At 46.5% G+C, this 13,953-nt stretch carries 18 protein-coding genes; 17 read left to right on the plus strand and 1 reads right to left on the minus strand.

Translation table 11 applies throughout. The features are described 5' to 3' along the window. Positions 1 to 725 (plus strand): ParA family protein (locus tag A142_RS23355; protein WP_139137207.1); only part of this gene is annotated, 725 nt, incomplete at its 5' end. 82 nt (positions 726 to 807) lie between these two features. On the opposite strand, the gene A142_RS23360 is transcribed toward A142_RS23355, so the two are convergent. Further along, positions 808 to 1,092 carry a hypothetical protein gene (locus tag A142_RS23360; RefSeq protein WP_019820924.1) on the minus strand — a complete coding sequence of 95 codons (285 nt, stop codon included), beginning with the start codon at positions 1,090 to 1,092 and terminating at the stop codon, positions 808 to 810. A 299-nt stretch (positions 1,093 to 1,391) separates the two neighbouring features. Here A142_RS23360 and A142_RS25260 point away from each other — a divergent pair, with 299 nt between their 5' ends. The 16 genes from A142_RS25260 to A142_RS23435 all read left to right on the plus strand — a co-directional run bounded on the left by A142_RS25260 (position 1,392) and on the right by A142_RS23435 (position 13,283). Beyond that, positions 1,392 to 1,565, plus strand: coding sequence for a hypothetical protein (locus A142_RS25260; protein ID WP_019820925.1), 174 nt, complete (start codon positions 1,392 to 1,394; stop codon positions 1,563 to 1,565). A gap of 82 nt (positions 1,566 to 1,647) precedes the next feature. Next, positions 1,648 to 2,049, plus strand: coding sequence for a hypothetical protein (locus A142_RS23365; protein WP_019820926.1), 402 nt, complete (start codon positions 1,648 to 1,650; stop codon positions 2,047 to 2,049). 96 nt (positions 2,050 to 2,145) lie between these two features. Then, on the plus strand, positions 2,146 to 2,802 hold the full coding sequence (locus tag A142_RS23370) for a hypothetical protein (protein WP_019820927.1): 657 nt from the start codon (positions 2,146 to 2,148) through the stop codon (positions 2,800 to 2,802). Positions 2,803 to 2,806: 4 nt separating this feature from the next. Further along, a complete protein-coding gene (gene radC, locus A142_RS23375; RefSeq protein WP_019820928.1) occupies positions 2,807 to 3,325 on the plus strand; it encodes a RadC family protein in 519 nt (172 codons plus the stop codon). A 70-nt stretch (positions 3,326 to 3,395) separates the two neighbouring features. Beyond that, positions 3,396 to 3,989: a DUF3275 family protein gene (locus A142_RS23380; RefSeq protein WP_019820929.1), complete on the plus strand. Its 594-nt coding sequence runs from the start codon at positions 3,396 to 3,398 to the stop codon at positions 3,987 to 3,989. After that, positions 3,989 to 5,074: a DUF6094 domain-containing protein gene (locus tag A142_RS23385; RefSeq protein ID WP_019820930.1), complete on the plus strand. Its 1,086-nt coding sequence runs from the start codon at positions 3,989 to 3,991 to the stop codon at positions 5,072 to 5,074. Before A142_RS23380 ends, A142_RS23385 begins: the two co-directional genes overlap by 1 nt. A gap of 66 nt (positions 5,075 to 5,140) precedes the next feature. After that, the gene (locus A142_RS23390) at positions 5,141 to 5,716 is read left to right on the plus strand and encodes a hypothetical protein (protein ID WP_019820931.1); all 576 of its coding nucleotides are present in this window, start codon (positions 5,141 to 5,143) and stop codon (positions 5,714 to 5,716) included. Beyond that, complete coding sequence (locus A142_RS23395) at positions 5,713 to 7,998, plus strand: DEAD/DEAH box helicase family protein (protein WP_019820932.1); 2,286 nt, start codon at positions 5,713 to 5,715, stop codon at positions 7,996 to 7,998. The genes A142_RS23390 and A142_RS23395 overlap by 4 nt, the downstream gene beginning before the upstream one ends. An 83-nt stretch (positions 7,999 to 8,081) precedes the next feature. Then, positions 8,082 to 8,429, plus strand: coding sequence for a hypothetical protein (locus A142_RS23400; RefSeq protein WP_019820933.1), 348 nt, complete (start codon positions 8,082 to 8,084; stop codon positions 8,427 to 8,429). A 65-nt stretch (positions 8,430 to 8,494) separates the two neighbouring features. Beyond that, positions 8,495 to 8,989, plus strand: coding sequence for a hypothetical protein (locus tag A142_RS23405; RefSeq protein ID WP_019820934.1), 495 nt, complete (start codon positions 8,495 to 8,497; stop codon positions 8,987 to 8,989). Then, positions 8,986 to 9,312 (plus strand): hypothetical protein, encoded by a 327-nt coding sequence (locus A142_RS23410; RefSeq protein ID WP_019820935.1) that lies wholly within the window; start codon positions 8,986 to 8,988, stop codon positions 9,310 to 9,312. The genes A142_RS23405 and A142_RS23410 overlap by 4 nt, the downstream gene beginning before the upstream one ends. 15 nt (positions 9,313 to 9,327) lie before the next feature. Then, a complete protein-coding gene (locus A142_RS23415) occupies positions 9,328 to 9,513 on the plus strand; it encodes a hypothetical protein (protein ID WP_019820936.1) in 186 nt (61 codons plus the stop codon). Positions 9,514 to 9,975: 462 nt separating this feature from the next. After that, positions 9,976 to 10,926, plus strand: coding sequence for a ParA family protein (locus A142_RS23420; protein ID WP_019820937.1), 951 nt, complete (start codon positions 9,976 to 9,978; stop codon positions 10,924 to 10,926). A gap of 70 nt (positions 10,927 to 10,996) precedes the next feature. Next, positions 10,997 to 12,043 carry a hypothetical protein gene (locus A142_RS23425; protein WP_019820938.1) on the plus strand — a complete coding sequence of 349 codons (1,047 nt, stop codon included), beginning with the start codon at positions 10,997 to 10,999 and terminating at the stop codon, positions 12,041 to 12,043. Between the two features lie 11 nt (positions 12,044 to 12,054). Then, positions 12,055 to 12,417, plus strand: a complete 363-nt coding sequence (locus tag A142_RS23430) for a hypothetical protein (protein ID WP_017108794.1) — start codon at positions 12,055 to 12,057, stop codon at positions 12,415 to 12,417. Between the two features lie 2 nt (positions 12,418 to 12,419). Beyond that, complete coding sequence (locus tag A142_RS23435; protein WP_019820939.1) at positions 12,420 to 13,283, plus strand: replication initiator protein A; 864 nt, start codon at positions 12,420 to 12,422, stop codon at positions 13,281 to 13,283. Positions 13,284 to 13,953: the final 670 nt, after the last annotated feature.

Below are 13,953 nucleotides of genomic sequence, written 5' to 3' on the forward strand. Positions count from 1 at the left end.
AAAATTCAAGTATATTTCCTTCTCTTCCAATAAGACGGATTCTAGTGCCCTTACAATTAAGAAAAAACACCATTAGCTTAGCAAACACAAAAGCCAAAAAGGTGCTCATAATGAACTCAAAAGGAGGGGTTGGAAAATCAACGGTTGTCATCGGCATAATCAGCCAGCTTTTAAATCAAGGTTATAAAGTCGCCCTTATCGATTTTGACAAACAAAAGTCGAGCCACGATTGGGCAATAAACATAATTCCAGGATTTGTAAGCGCATACACCCCCTCTTTTTATAGCTTGTCTGAACTCACTTTGAAAATCCGAGTACCGAAAGACACAGACTTTGTGATCGTTGATTCTCCGTCTAACTTCACACAAGGGGAAATGGCGAGGTATATTCATTTTATGGATGGTGTCATCATTCCAATGGCTCCCTCACCAATAGATCTTCATGCCAGTTTGCCATTTATAAAATCGTTACTTGACTCAAAGGTGTTAAGTAGGAAGAAGATCTCTTTATCTTTTATAATAAATCGATGCTACTCTCACGATGAAAGATTAAGAAAAGTTCACCACCTACTCAGTCACTTCAGACACTATCCGACGATTGGAGTGGTCACCGAAGATCGCTGTTATCAAGATGCTTTTTACAATAGAACTGTGCTTACGGGAACTCATGACAAAAATACGTGGGATAAGATAGTAAACTGGATACAACGCTTACCTGGCAAGTAATTGATTGCATGTTTGCCAGGCTGGACACCAACACTAAATGTAATTTTGTGTTCAGCTCTTAATGTACTTCACTCCTGATGGGTTACTCAATCAAGCGTGCGTCATAATTACAACGCTCAACAGTTACTCTATCTAACCGTCTAGGTTCAAGGAAATCAATTAATTCGTCATTTAGCTGGCAGATTCGGCACTGTTCACCACAGAATGCTTCCTGAGAAATAAAGTGTTCATTGACTAACTGTATCACTACCGCTTCAGCTAAATCATAAACCCTTGTATCTTGCTCTGAAGATACACCTAAAAGACTATTAAGAGTCTTAACAATATCAAGTTCTAGTGCATTCATAAAACGGTTATCCATTCCCACGTTATATTCCTACTTAGAAAAGTCGTGCAAGCCCTTACAATACCACCACCGCCCTCACCAACACAAAGTGGTTGACACGCATCATACCCTCTTTTAACCTAAATACTTCAAACGTTGAATACTGACGCACCAGTATTAAGCACACGGGTTTAACCGCCCTTAAATGGCTCTCTGAAACGTGTCGCGGCTTCTTTTTAAAGAAGTGAAAGCATACTGATAATCCATCAGCTACCCCTCACCACCCATAGGAAACCTTTCCTTTGGGCAAGTGTTTCCTTGTTTTACAACAGGAGAAACACATGGACTACACAACCCTACTCGATAACTTCGTTTTTTGGGGCATCTTTCTACTGGTCTTTTGGCTGGTTTGGAAAAGTCATGCACCCATGACGTTTTTTGCTGCGCATTGGACACTGCTTCAACGCAACGCGGCGCCGATCCTTCGCATGAAGTTCGCACGCCAAAGACGTTAACACTCAAGCTATCTTGCCGAATCACCTCACCTTTTTAGGAGCTTTCTCCTAAAGGGGGCGCTCCTTTTTATTAGGAGCGATTATGAGTCAAACTACCCCACCGCTATTTGGTCACTATGTACTTAATGACGCCCTCGATCCATCGGGCTTTATTGATATTACAGCAACAGCCAAGGACGCGGGCTTTTACTTCCCGTACACAGGCATCAGTCAACAAGCGTACTTTCTAGCGGTTGATGTACCGGACGTTATCATTGAGTGCAGCAAAGAGAAGCTTACCCTTCAATTGCTGAAACTGGCGCGGCGAGCCGCCCGTAAAGTACCGGCTCAATCGCAGGTGCCCTTTACTGTGTGCCAACCACCCAGCCTCGATAACCTGTACGTAAACCGCTCACTCGACTTAATTGCCAGCATTGAGCGAGACCGACACGATCAACCTATGCTCATCATCACGACCAAAGAGGACGAGGTGCACGACGCATAATCATTGACCGTCAATACGGTGGTGCTTTGCACCACCTTTACCCATGAGGGGGCTTCCCTTCATGGGTGCTCCTTTTTTTTATTAGGAGCACACCCTATGTCTTATTCAATCTGTTATGCCATGCAAGCGTGGCACTACCCCATCACCGCATTGGTGAGTGACGCGAAAGCGTGGTTTGAGCAGCAAGGCCTTAGCGTCACTGACGCTTTTCATTCCGATGTAAAAAAACACTTAGGATTGACACTGCCTCGCACTGACACGTTTGTTTTTACCGGAGAGTTTGGTGAGAGCAACTTGTTTGATGATGACGGCAAGCGCGTACGAGACGAATGGTCCTGCCATGGTTTTCTAACGGCGACTGATGCCGTGCGTTACCTTGGTATTCGTTGGTCAGAAGACGTCGAGTCTGGCAGTCTGAAACCCAATGGACGCTGGAGTACGGCTGAGAGTTGGATAAAACGCATTAAGCAGCAATTGAAACAGGCCGAGCCTTTATCACGTTGCCCACGCCGATGCGAAAAGTCCTTTTACTCAATGCCGCCACTCGATGCACTGTCAGAATCGCAGATATTGCTAATGCAAACGCTCACGCGTATGTCGGTTGAGCCGATAACCGGGTTATATGGGGATGAACAAGCGTTTCGCTTAGTGTGTCACCCTAAAAGCGCCTTCGAGTGGTGGTTGTTTTGTCAAGCAGTCCATAACTTGCCAGAGCACCCGGCGGCGCTCCCGATGACCAGTATGGATTGGTGATGATATGCGATACCAATCCTCCTATGGCCAAGGCAAATTGCAAGAGCTGCAAGACGCCCCTGGCGAATACTACCAACTCACCGAGCCGGTGAGTCCCGATGAACTGCTGGATATGGCCAAAGCCATCGCCATCGACCGTTTATCACGCGGGGCCACCTTAGACAGCCCAGAGCAAACGAAACGGACCCTCAGTGGCTTACTGCAGGGAATGGACAGAGAAGTCTTTGGCGTGCTCTTTCTTAATACCCAACATCAGTTGATTGAGTTTGAGATATTGTTTTATGGCACCGTTAACTCGGCCAGTGTCTACCCCCGAGAGGTCGTGAAACGCGCCCTACTCTGGAATGCCACCTCAGTCATTTTATGTCATAACCACCCTAGCCTATGCAGCGAGCCCAGTCAGGCGGACCGCCGTATCACACGGCAATTGTCGGATGCTCTGGCACTGATTGACGTGCGCATCCTCGACCACTTTGTGGTCGGTGAAACCGTCACCTCGTTTGCTGAGCGCGGCTGGCTTTAACTTTTACTATTCCCTAACCGGAGAGGTCTTCCGGTGGGAGGCCTTTTGACTTTTAACTCAGGAGGCCAACATGGTCCAAGTACCCGGCACACTCACCATCAAAACCGTTAGCGGGCGTTATGGCGACTTTAACGTCGCCATGCTCGATACCGACATTGGTCAATTCTCCGTTCGAGACGCGGTCTTAGATGAATACAGCGAAGGCACCTATCAAGGCACCTTTGGATTACAACGTATTTATCCGGGCAGCTATCAAACCAGCAACCGATTTGTGATTGAAACACGCGCCGAGCTTAACGGCATTTGGCTCAGTGATTACAAAGAAGAGGCGCTGCCACGAGACGAGCCAATGGAAGAAGATCCGTTAGCCAAAGAGCGCAAGGCGCAGCAACAGCTGACCGAGCAGCGAGACGTGGCCAGTCAGGCGTTGGCGTTGGCGTCGCCTCACGAAAGTCAAGAGGACTTAGTCAGCTTGTTTGGGCCACTGTGGCCATTACCAAGTCACATTGGTGACATCGTCAAGCTCACCCCAGAAGTGGGGCGAGAAGTGATGGGCAAACAACTGGCTTACCTCAAGCGTCGCATCAATAATGAGCGCGTGTGGAAGTTTGAGCCCAAAGCGCAGCATTGGATGCGCCTTCGTCTTGATGAGGAGGCAAGCTAATGGCCGTAATGCACCCGCGCGTGGCGCACAACTACCTCAAGGACGGGTATTACCCGACCGATGAGGCGACCTTAACCCAGATAGCCAAGCGGCTTCGGTTCAAAGCGGGCACTCAGCGCTTGCTCGACCCGTGTTGCGGGGAAGGCAAGGCGCTGGCTCAGTTGGCGAGTCACATCGACCACCATGAGCAGAGCGCGCTTCACACCTATGGGGTGGAGCTGGATGAAGCGCGAGCCGTCACTGCCAGTCAATGCCTCGATTCGGTGCTGCGCAGCAATGCGTTTGACACACAAATCGGCTCAGGCAGTCAAACGTTGCTGTTTTTAAACCCGCCGTATGGCGCGGTGGTCACCGACCAGGTGGACAAGCAGCATCGTGACATGGCCAGACTGGAAGTGCAGTTCACTCAACGCCTGCTCCCCACGCTAAAGCGCGACGGCGTATTGGCGTTGGTGGTGCCCTATCCCTCTCTCTCGCCTGCGTTTAGTCGTTATCTTGCGATGCGGCTACGACAGGTCGAGGTGTTCGAAGCCTCAACGGGCCGCTTTAAACAAGTGGTCATCTTAGGGCGCAAAGCGGACATGAGAGGGCCAGAGCATCAAACGGAGCGCACACAAACGGCGACCCAATTGATAATCGCTGGCGAAGGTAAAGCTCTGGGACCTCCCCCCACCCGACCGTTTGAAATAGCCCCGGTCAATGACGCGTCGTTTCGTTTTGAAATGATACGGCCAAACACCGGGCAACTTGAGCAAGCGTTTGGGGCGCATGGGGGGCTTTGGCCCACCTTTGACACCCAATTTAACCTCGCGAGGCACCACCAAGTGCCTCGGCCGTTAAGAAAACTGTCACCTTGGCATTTGTCGTTGTCGCTCGCGGCGGGACAAATTGCCGGCAAGGTACACAGCAACGATGGCGCTCAGACACTGCTGGTCAAAGGCGGCACTCAAAAGGTGCAGCGCACTGTGACCACTGTTGATGAGAGTCAAACCATCACCACTGTGATAGACCAATTTCAACCGCTTATTCGAGCGATTGACCTCACCCCGGGTGAGCGCTTTGGTCGCATCGTGGTCATACAATAACTTCACTGCCCGTCAGGCGCTTTTCCTGACGGGAAGGCGCCTTATTTTTTAATAAGGAACCTAACCATGAAGACTCCACTGATTTCGCTCGATAACGGGCTTTATCTCGATGCGGTGGTCACCACCGCTGATAACCAAGTGCAATTTCTCTCCATATGGGGACGCGATGGCGCCATGCAACACTTTTTCGCCGCGCTCACACTACCGATGAGCGAAGGCGGAATACGCGTCATGACCGTCAAATTGCCAGGCGGTAATCTGGTGCTCGACTTTGCCCAGGCGAAGTCACTCACCAAACGTACTACGCGGTTACCCAAACACACGCCCGTGGGCGAATGGGTGCATACCTGGCTTATTCATCCGTCGTTACTGAAACCTAGCGGTCAAAGTATGACGGTGATGAGTCAAACCCCGCTTTCTCACACCACGTTGTGGCCAACGCTCAAGCAGCTGTGTCATTTGCCGCTGTTAGAACATTGGCAACCGGCCCTACAACCGAGACTGCAATCCATGATTCACGAGCTGCCCTCCTATGGGGTATTTGCGTATCACTTGGACTTGCAGATTGACGTGATGGAGCCCTTAGTCAGTGAAGCGCTCCAGCAAGGCGTGTTAACCGTACCGCAAGGAGCGATGGGATGAGCGACTCGACAGAAACCACTCAAGACACCACTCAACAAAACGAGCAAGACAACGTGTTGTCTCTGCATGACTTCATCGACCAATTCGGTGACGGCCTACTGGCCAACATCGAAGCGGCGCACCCGGCGCGTTATCAGTCGGCGTGTGAAAGGCGCACGGCGGTGATGCAATCGCTTAAGCGGGTTCCGTTTGAGGCGCAAGCCGAAGCGATTCAGGCCATCAGTACCCTACTGCTCGATGAGCGCGCCCCGGCGGGCATTCTCAACGGCGAAATGGGGACCGGCAAGACCATTATGGGTATCGCCACTACGGCGGTGGCTTACCACGAAGGTAAAGCTAAACGCTTTTTACTGTTAGCTCCGCCGCACCTGGTGTACAAATGGCGCCGAGAAATTCTCGATACCGTTCATAACGCCAAGGTGTGGGTGCTCAATGGCCCTGATACGTTGCGCTCTTTGCTCAAGCTGAGACAAGCGGCGCCTCATGATGGGCCTGAGTACGTGATATTAGGCCGGGTTCGGATGCGCATGGGGTATCACTGGGAGAGCGCCTATCAAACCAAGACGCTCAAACGCACGTTAGGCCATGACGGTCTGCAGGCGCAAACCGCTCAATTGGACTTTGTTCGTTGCTCGGATTGCGGCGCATTAGCCAGAGATGAAGAGGGCGAGCTTATCGCTCCGACGCATTTTTCGGTCGATGTGCAACAGAGCTGTAAAGTATGCAGCGCACCGCTGTGGACGCTTAAACGTCAACGCCAACACGACAACCTGAGCAAGACCATTTCACGCGCCCTGCAGACCTTACCGACCATCGGTAAAGTCACCGCAGGGAAGCTGCTCGATGGCGTGGGTGAGCGCGTGCTGGCGAAAGCGCTGACGGACAACATCTACGAGCTGGTTAACTTGCTCGATGAAGACGGGGAGTTTGTGTTTAACGACCGACAATCGGAACGCATTGAGCGCAAGTTGGCCAAAACGCAATTTGCGTTTGGTCAAGGCGATTACCAAGCGAGTGAGTTCATCAAACGCTACTTCCCGAAGGGGTTCTTTGACTGGCTCATCATCGATGAGGCGCATGAATATAAGAACGCAGGGGCGGCCCAAGGCCAAGCCATGCAGGTACTCGCCGGTTGCGTAAAACAGTGCTTACTGCTGACGGGAACACTGATGGGCGGCTATGCGGAAGACCTTTTTTATCTGCTGTGGCGCACCATGCCATCGGTGATGATGGAAGAGGGCTATCGTTACCACCGAGGAAAGCTCGGCAGCGCCGCCCTCTCGTTCTCGCAAGAGCACGGCATCATCAAGGAAATCATGAAAGTGACCCACGATGTGAACCACAAAACCGCGAAAGGCAAGAACGTCAAAGTGAGTCAAACCCGCGCGCCCGGTTTTGGGCCGATGGGGGTGGCCAAATTTGTCTTACCTTACACGGTGTTCGTCAAACTGGCTGATATGGGTGACGGCATTTTGCCAGACTACCAGGAGCACTTCATTGAAGTGGCCATGGAGGATGAGATGCAGATGCATTACGCCGACATGGAGCAACGCTTAACCGCGAGGCTTCGTCAAGCGTTAGCCGCTGGAGACCAAACCCTATTAGGCGTGGTCATGAGCGCGCTGCTGGCGTGGCCAGATTGCGCGTTTCGAGAAGAGAGGGTAACTCACCCTCGCTCTCAAGAAACCCTGGCTTATATTCCGGCTTTGTTTGATGAGCAGACACCAACCCCCAAAGAGCAACAGCTCATTGAGATGGTCAATGCGAACAAACGCAAAGGCCGACGGACCTTGGTGTACACCGTTTACACCGGCAAGCGCGACACCGCATCGAGGCTCAAATCACTGCTAAGTGACCAAGGCTTAAAATGCGCCGTGCTGCGTTCAAGCGTAAAAACCGAAGACCGAGAAGATTGGATACTGGAGCAGGTGGACAGAGGCATTGATGTGCTCATCACCAACCCAGAGCTGGTCAAGACCGGACTGGACTTGTTGGAGTTCCCTTCGATTGTGTTTACCAACACTGGCTATAACGTCTACACGCTGATGCAAGCGGCAAGACGCAGCTGGCGTATCGGCCAACGAGAGGACGTGGACGTGAGCTTTTTAGGCTACCAAGACAGCGCGCAAATGGCGTGTCTGGTATTGATGGCCAAGAAGATAGCGGTCACTCAATCCACTTCTGGCGACATGCCGGACAATGGATTGGATGTACTCAACAGTGATGGCGACAGTGTGGAGGTGGCGTTAGCCAAATCCTTACTCAAGCAAACGACGCGTTAAGACGTTAACGTCTTAGCTTATCCCTAATGGGCATCTGATGCCCATTGGGTCTTGGGTGCCCATCGACCTTTAAGGACACAATGATGACGCAACCCATATCAACCAACCATGCCTTAGCCTTTGCGTATTTCAAAGAAGGCTTTCCGTATGGCGACGACAACCACTTATTGTTTGAGCAGGTCTCAAACGGTGGGGACTTGGAATTTTTCACTCTCGTACTGGAAACAATCATTCCTGTAATAGAGCAATATCTGGCGCAATTTGAGATAGACGCGCCTGATAAGTTGTACCTCTTCTACGGGGAGGTGTTTCCTTGCCAATTGAAACGGTTACTTGAGCGTGAGCCCAATCCTACCCGACAAGCGTTGGAGCAATGCGCTGACAAGGTCTTGCAACACATCGCCCAGGCGATGCGTGACATTCGACAATAACTCAACCCCAACCGGGAGCTTGCCTCCCGGTACGCTCCCTTTTTTATTTTAACGGGAGCAACCCTATGAACAACATGAATCACGTACTGACTGAGCTGATGGCTTGGCTCGACGACAACATGGCCAATCAAACCGACCTGCATTTTGATAATGACGGTCAAGTTGATTCGGCCGCCGTCTATCAAGCCTTGTCCATGCAGCTGACCACCTTGCCGCCGTGCGACGCGTTAAAGGCCCACCTCACCTTGTCGCACTCAATGCTGGCACAAGTGGCTCACTTACAACGTGTGCACCGTCCAGCCTTCTCCTGGCAATCTCAGCTTATCACGTTGATTGAGCGAAGAACGTCAGGTGGACTGTTTGTGTCACCGAGTACGAACTCAGAACCGTACCGTGAATTTCACTACTATTGTGATGAGCACAATACGCTATGGGCCTTGATGGTGATGGACAACGAAGACCGCATCATGGATGTGTATTTGCACCCTGAGCTTTATGGCGACCCTGAGGTCTTTGCGCTTTGTCTACTCTCCCATACACAAACGGGAGAGAAAGCATGAGCGATTCTAAAGAGCAACGCCTGCAGGTGGCCAACACCATTCTCATGCAACTGGGAGGACGTCGATTCAGCATGATGACCGGCGCTAAACAGTTCGTGGCCATCGAGCGGGGGTTATTGTTTGCCTTACCGGCGAGGTTAGCCAAACAGGGCATCAATAAAGTGCGTATTGAGTTGGAGGCCAACGACACGTATACCGTGACCGCTTTAAAGGTCAACGCACGTCACGGTGACGTCATCGAGGTTCAATGTGAATCAATGGTGTACCGCGACCAACTGGAAGCGACCTTTGAGCGCATGACGGGCGTATACACTCGCCTCTAAACTTTGGAGCAACCCATGAACTATTGCATCAACGGTGGAGAGCAGGGCGCATTACAGCCCCTGGATGTTCCAGCCAATGACGAACCACCGTTCCTAGAGCGTGGTGAGTTTGGAGCAGATAACCGCTATAGCCAAGAGCAGCCTGTCACGATATTACAATGTCAGCACTGCCAACATGAGATGATTGACCTATCATCGTAAACAAGAAAGGGAGAGCATCATTGCTCTCCCTTCTTTTTATGACTCTATCTCACCAAGCAAACGTCTGAAGCAACCTGACTACGATTACCTATATTCAATAAGACTCAAACCATTGTCCACCGATAGACATTGAAGCAATACCCCTAATGTCCTGCGCCCAGCGCTGTGGTTCAGAAGACTAGTATTTTGTATCAAAGGGTAGGCTGCGCCAAAGGGGAAAGGGGTCAAGGGAAGAGTTTTCCCAAGGGAAAAGCCCTATCCAGAAAGGGTGAAAGGAGGGGCATCGACACAGTTACCCCCTGTTTCTAAAGAGAAAACTAATCCTTTTGCATCATAAATCCACGAAAGCCTAGACTTAGACTGTCTCCGATGGAGACAGTCTAAGTTATCTCTATCTAAGGTTGAAAAAACAAAATAACATACGTATACTATTTAAATATCTTATCCCATCGGAGTAAAGAAATGAGTTCAAAGAAACCCTTGATATTAGGTGTTTTTCAGCAAAAAGGCGGCGTTGGTAAAACGGCAGTTTCTTCTATTGTTGCTGAATATGCATCTATAAAAACGCATATGAATGTTCTAGTCGTTGATCTTGATATGCAGTGCAACAGTTCGGATTATTGGGTAGGAATGGAAAGCTCTTCTCAATCTACCGGTGGTCAGCTTCCCCCTATCCACCCAGATTGGAGCGCAGATGACCCCGATTGTGAAGATATAGAAGAGCGTTCAACAATCGCAGATACGTTTTACGGTAAAGAAGTATTACCTTACGAGACCTTTGTAAATCCTAAAAACGGTTTTACTGGAAAAGTAGATTGTCTACTGGGACACCCTGCTCTTCTTGAAAAAATCAACACTGAGTTTTCTAATGAAAGTGGGCAAATAGAAAAAAAAGTCATAAATCGTCTTAAAGAGGTCTTGTTTAACGAGTATGTCGGTGAAGATTATGATTTGGTTGTTTTAGATACAGGGCCGTCAAGAAATCCAGTTTTCAGATCGGCTATTCGTTGCGCAACTCACGCTGTTATCCCCTTCGAGCCAGAAGAAAAATCAATGCAGGGTATTAATGCAATGATACAAGTTATCCAATCCGATAACTTTGCAAGAGACGATGAAAATCAGTTGAATTTGGTTGGTTTAGTTCCAAACAAGGTTAAAATTAACACCAAACTTCACAAGGGCACTTTAGACATGCTTCACGAAAGCTTAGGTTCTATTATGCTCCCCGACGATATCTACCTACCTTATTCAATCGCCTACCCTGAGCGAGACTTAAAAGGCATCTCTCCTAAATCAATATTTCAAATTAGTAAACATCACACAGCTTTAAAGCATAGTGAAAGTTTATGTAAACACATCTTATGTGAAATATTTGGTTCTGTAGAGATTGATAATCGTCTCAAACAAAAGTAAGTGTCTCCATCGGAGACAGTAAACAAAAACAACTTATAGGTGTCTCCATCGGAGACAGTAAGGATTTAATGTGGTTAAAAAGTTTGGTTCAAATAAAAGTAGAGCAGGGACTGGTAAAGTTGAAGCTGATGGTGACGTAAGTAGCAGTGAAAAATGGACAAATGCTACGGCTTCACAACTCGACAGTAAGAGCAAAAGCATCTTAGTTAAAAACCTTCCAATCTCCCATATAAAAACTGACCAAGATAACCCGAGAAAATTAGCGATTGACACGGTTCTTGTTTCGAAAATACAAGTAAAATATCCGATTAATCAGTCATTAGAAAAGGAAGAAGATAATGGCTGGATAGAAGAATACGTTGAAAAAGTAGTAAAGGACTTTGGACTTAAAGAAAAACAAATTGGTGATTTAACGTCAATTATTGAGTTCTGCGCAGTTCTTAAATCCCCTACTCGACTCTTACACCCAATCGTTGTTTGGCAAGAGGACAGTGTATTTCACTTAATCTCTGGCGAAAGGCGTTTACTCACTCACATTATGTTGGGTGAACAATATATTTCTTCAAGAATTAATGAGGAACGTCTAACTAAAAACGAAATAGATGTTCTGCAATGGGAAGAAAACGTTCACCGTGAAGATATGACCATCTTTGAAAAAACGATGAGACTTGAAAAGTTGATCCACGGAACGCACGGAATAGAAAAAATATCCGTTAGGAAATTAGGAACAGTCTCCGGCTTATCGACAGCAGACGCCCAAAGATATCTAGCGATCATTAAATATAAAGTCAAACACAAGACAGATATTTTAATAAAAGCTATTGAGGAAGGTAAAATTACCAGTCTTCAAAAATGTGCAGCATTAGCACAATTAGAACCAGAAGACCTGAAAGCAAAACTTGAAGGCAGACCAACTAAACAGTCTTTAACGGCCCACAAACCTGTCATTAAAATTAGTAAAGAAGCTGATGTGGATGTCATGAAGAGAATTATTGAAGCAGCCACTAAAGAGTTTAAAGCAGAAAAAGTGTTAGAAAGTTTAGATCTAAATAAATCTAAAGACCTGAATGAAGCATTCAATTTATTAGTTACTTTTTTGAAAGATGAGAAAAAGTAGGGCAGTTATAAATGATTAAAACAAACAAGGCATCTCTACAACCAGTCAAGCGTATAGCCGTAAGAATACCATCAAAGATGGTAGAGAAGATTGAAACTAACCTTCTTGCTTCTGGTTACAATAAAAAACAACGTCTTTATTGGTTTGAAGATGTGTTAGCCGAATTGTTTGAAAAGGACGATTTTCATAATTTAATTGCTGAAGAGTTCATTGAACCTGGAACAACAAAAACGATCAATCTGAGTCTTACTGTCAAAACCTTCGATATAGTGAAGAAAGTAGTTAAAGAAGTAGAAGCCCAAGAAGACGTCAAGACAGATCGAAGTTCGGTGATTAGAACAGCTATTATTCAACGATTGTTGAAAAAGGTTTAGATATGGCTAAAGATTTGATACCAACAGAACAATTAGAACTATTTGTCGCCAATATCATTGATGCGTCTCCAAAAGGGGAAACGCATTCTATGGAGTTTCCTTTGTTTAGCATTAGTTCTAAAGTCGATACTGATACATATCATTATCATAATAAAAAGACAGGTGCATCAATTGAGATAGTACCAAATGATAAGGGTAGGGCAACGATACACGATAAAGATTTATTGTTGTATTGCTTCGGTCAAATAGCAGAGGCACAAAATAGAGGGCAAGCAGTCGGTCAAAAGATACATATTACACTGTATGATTTTCTAAAAAGTACGAATAAAAGTACTGACGGTAAATCCTATAAAGCGGTACTAGAAAGTTTAAAGCGTTTAGCAGGCACAACCGTTTATACCACTACACATAATAATGGTTTAAAGAGGGATAAAGGTTTTAGCTTCGTTAGTGACTACGACTTAATCACTGACGAAAAAACAGGTCGAATGAAATATGTAGAGCTTATCTTACCTTCTATTTTGTTTGATGCCGTAAGTAACAATCAGATCTTAACTTATGCGCCCCAATATTTTTCTTTAAGATCACCATACGATAGACGATTGTACGAACTCTGCAGGAAACATTGTGGAAATCAATCGAAATGGGAGATAGGGTTAGAAAATCTCTATAATAAATTCGGGGTTAAATCTCCATTACGAGAATTTAGGCGAAAAATAAAAGAGATTGATAAGAAACAGTCCATTCCTGATTATGTCGTGACCTATTCAACAGCAAAAGAAACAAAAACAGTTGAAAAAATAATTGTTTATAAAGACAAAGAAGGAAGTATAAAAGAAGAATATAAAAGATTTAAAAACACTTAAAACTCGGGGTTTTAACCACACACTCCAAAAACAGATGCTATTTTGAACAAAAACTTCGAGGTTTTAAACACATAATTTAGAAAACATACGCTTTAACACTTATGAAAAATAAAAAGTGACTAATAACATACCGTATATTTTTAAGTTTTGTTTTTATTGTTGATGTTCGGGGTTTTGACCACAAAATAAAATGTGTATAACCTGTTAATAATAGGTGTGTAAGGCATTAATTGACTCGTGGTTTGAAACACAGTACGAACGTGGTTGTGAACACGCACCATCGTGGTTGTAAACACGCCACTAAACACGCACCATCGTGGTTTAGAACACAATCCATCGAGGTTCTGAACACAAAATGACTCGGAAATCCCCGTTATACAAGGTCTTAGGGAAACGTAACGTTTTAACTGATTAACTATATTACTAACTCTTTATAACGGATTTTTTTCAAATTAGAAGTTATTTAACTATTATTAAACCACTTTTAATAATCAAATAATCTAAAAAAATTGTGAGACCAATCGAAAGGTGAGTACGCGTTAAAAAACGCCTATATCAGCAATCAATTATTACAAAAGATTGGCCACAGCGTGTGAGGAAGCGTCAACGTAACGTGTTGATACTCACATTCAGGAAAGACATGTTGTTGCTTTCGTATCCACCGCTCTGT

This window comes from Vibrio splendidus 12E03, from assembly GCF_000272105.2.
GTDB lineage: Bacteria > Pseudomonadota > Gammaproteobacteria > Enterobacterales > Vibrionaceae > Vibrio > Vibrio splendidus_I.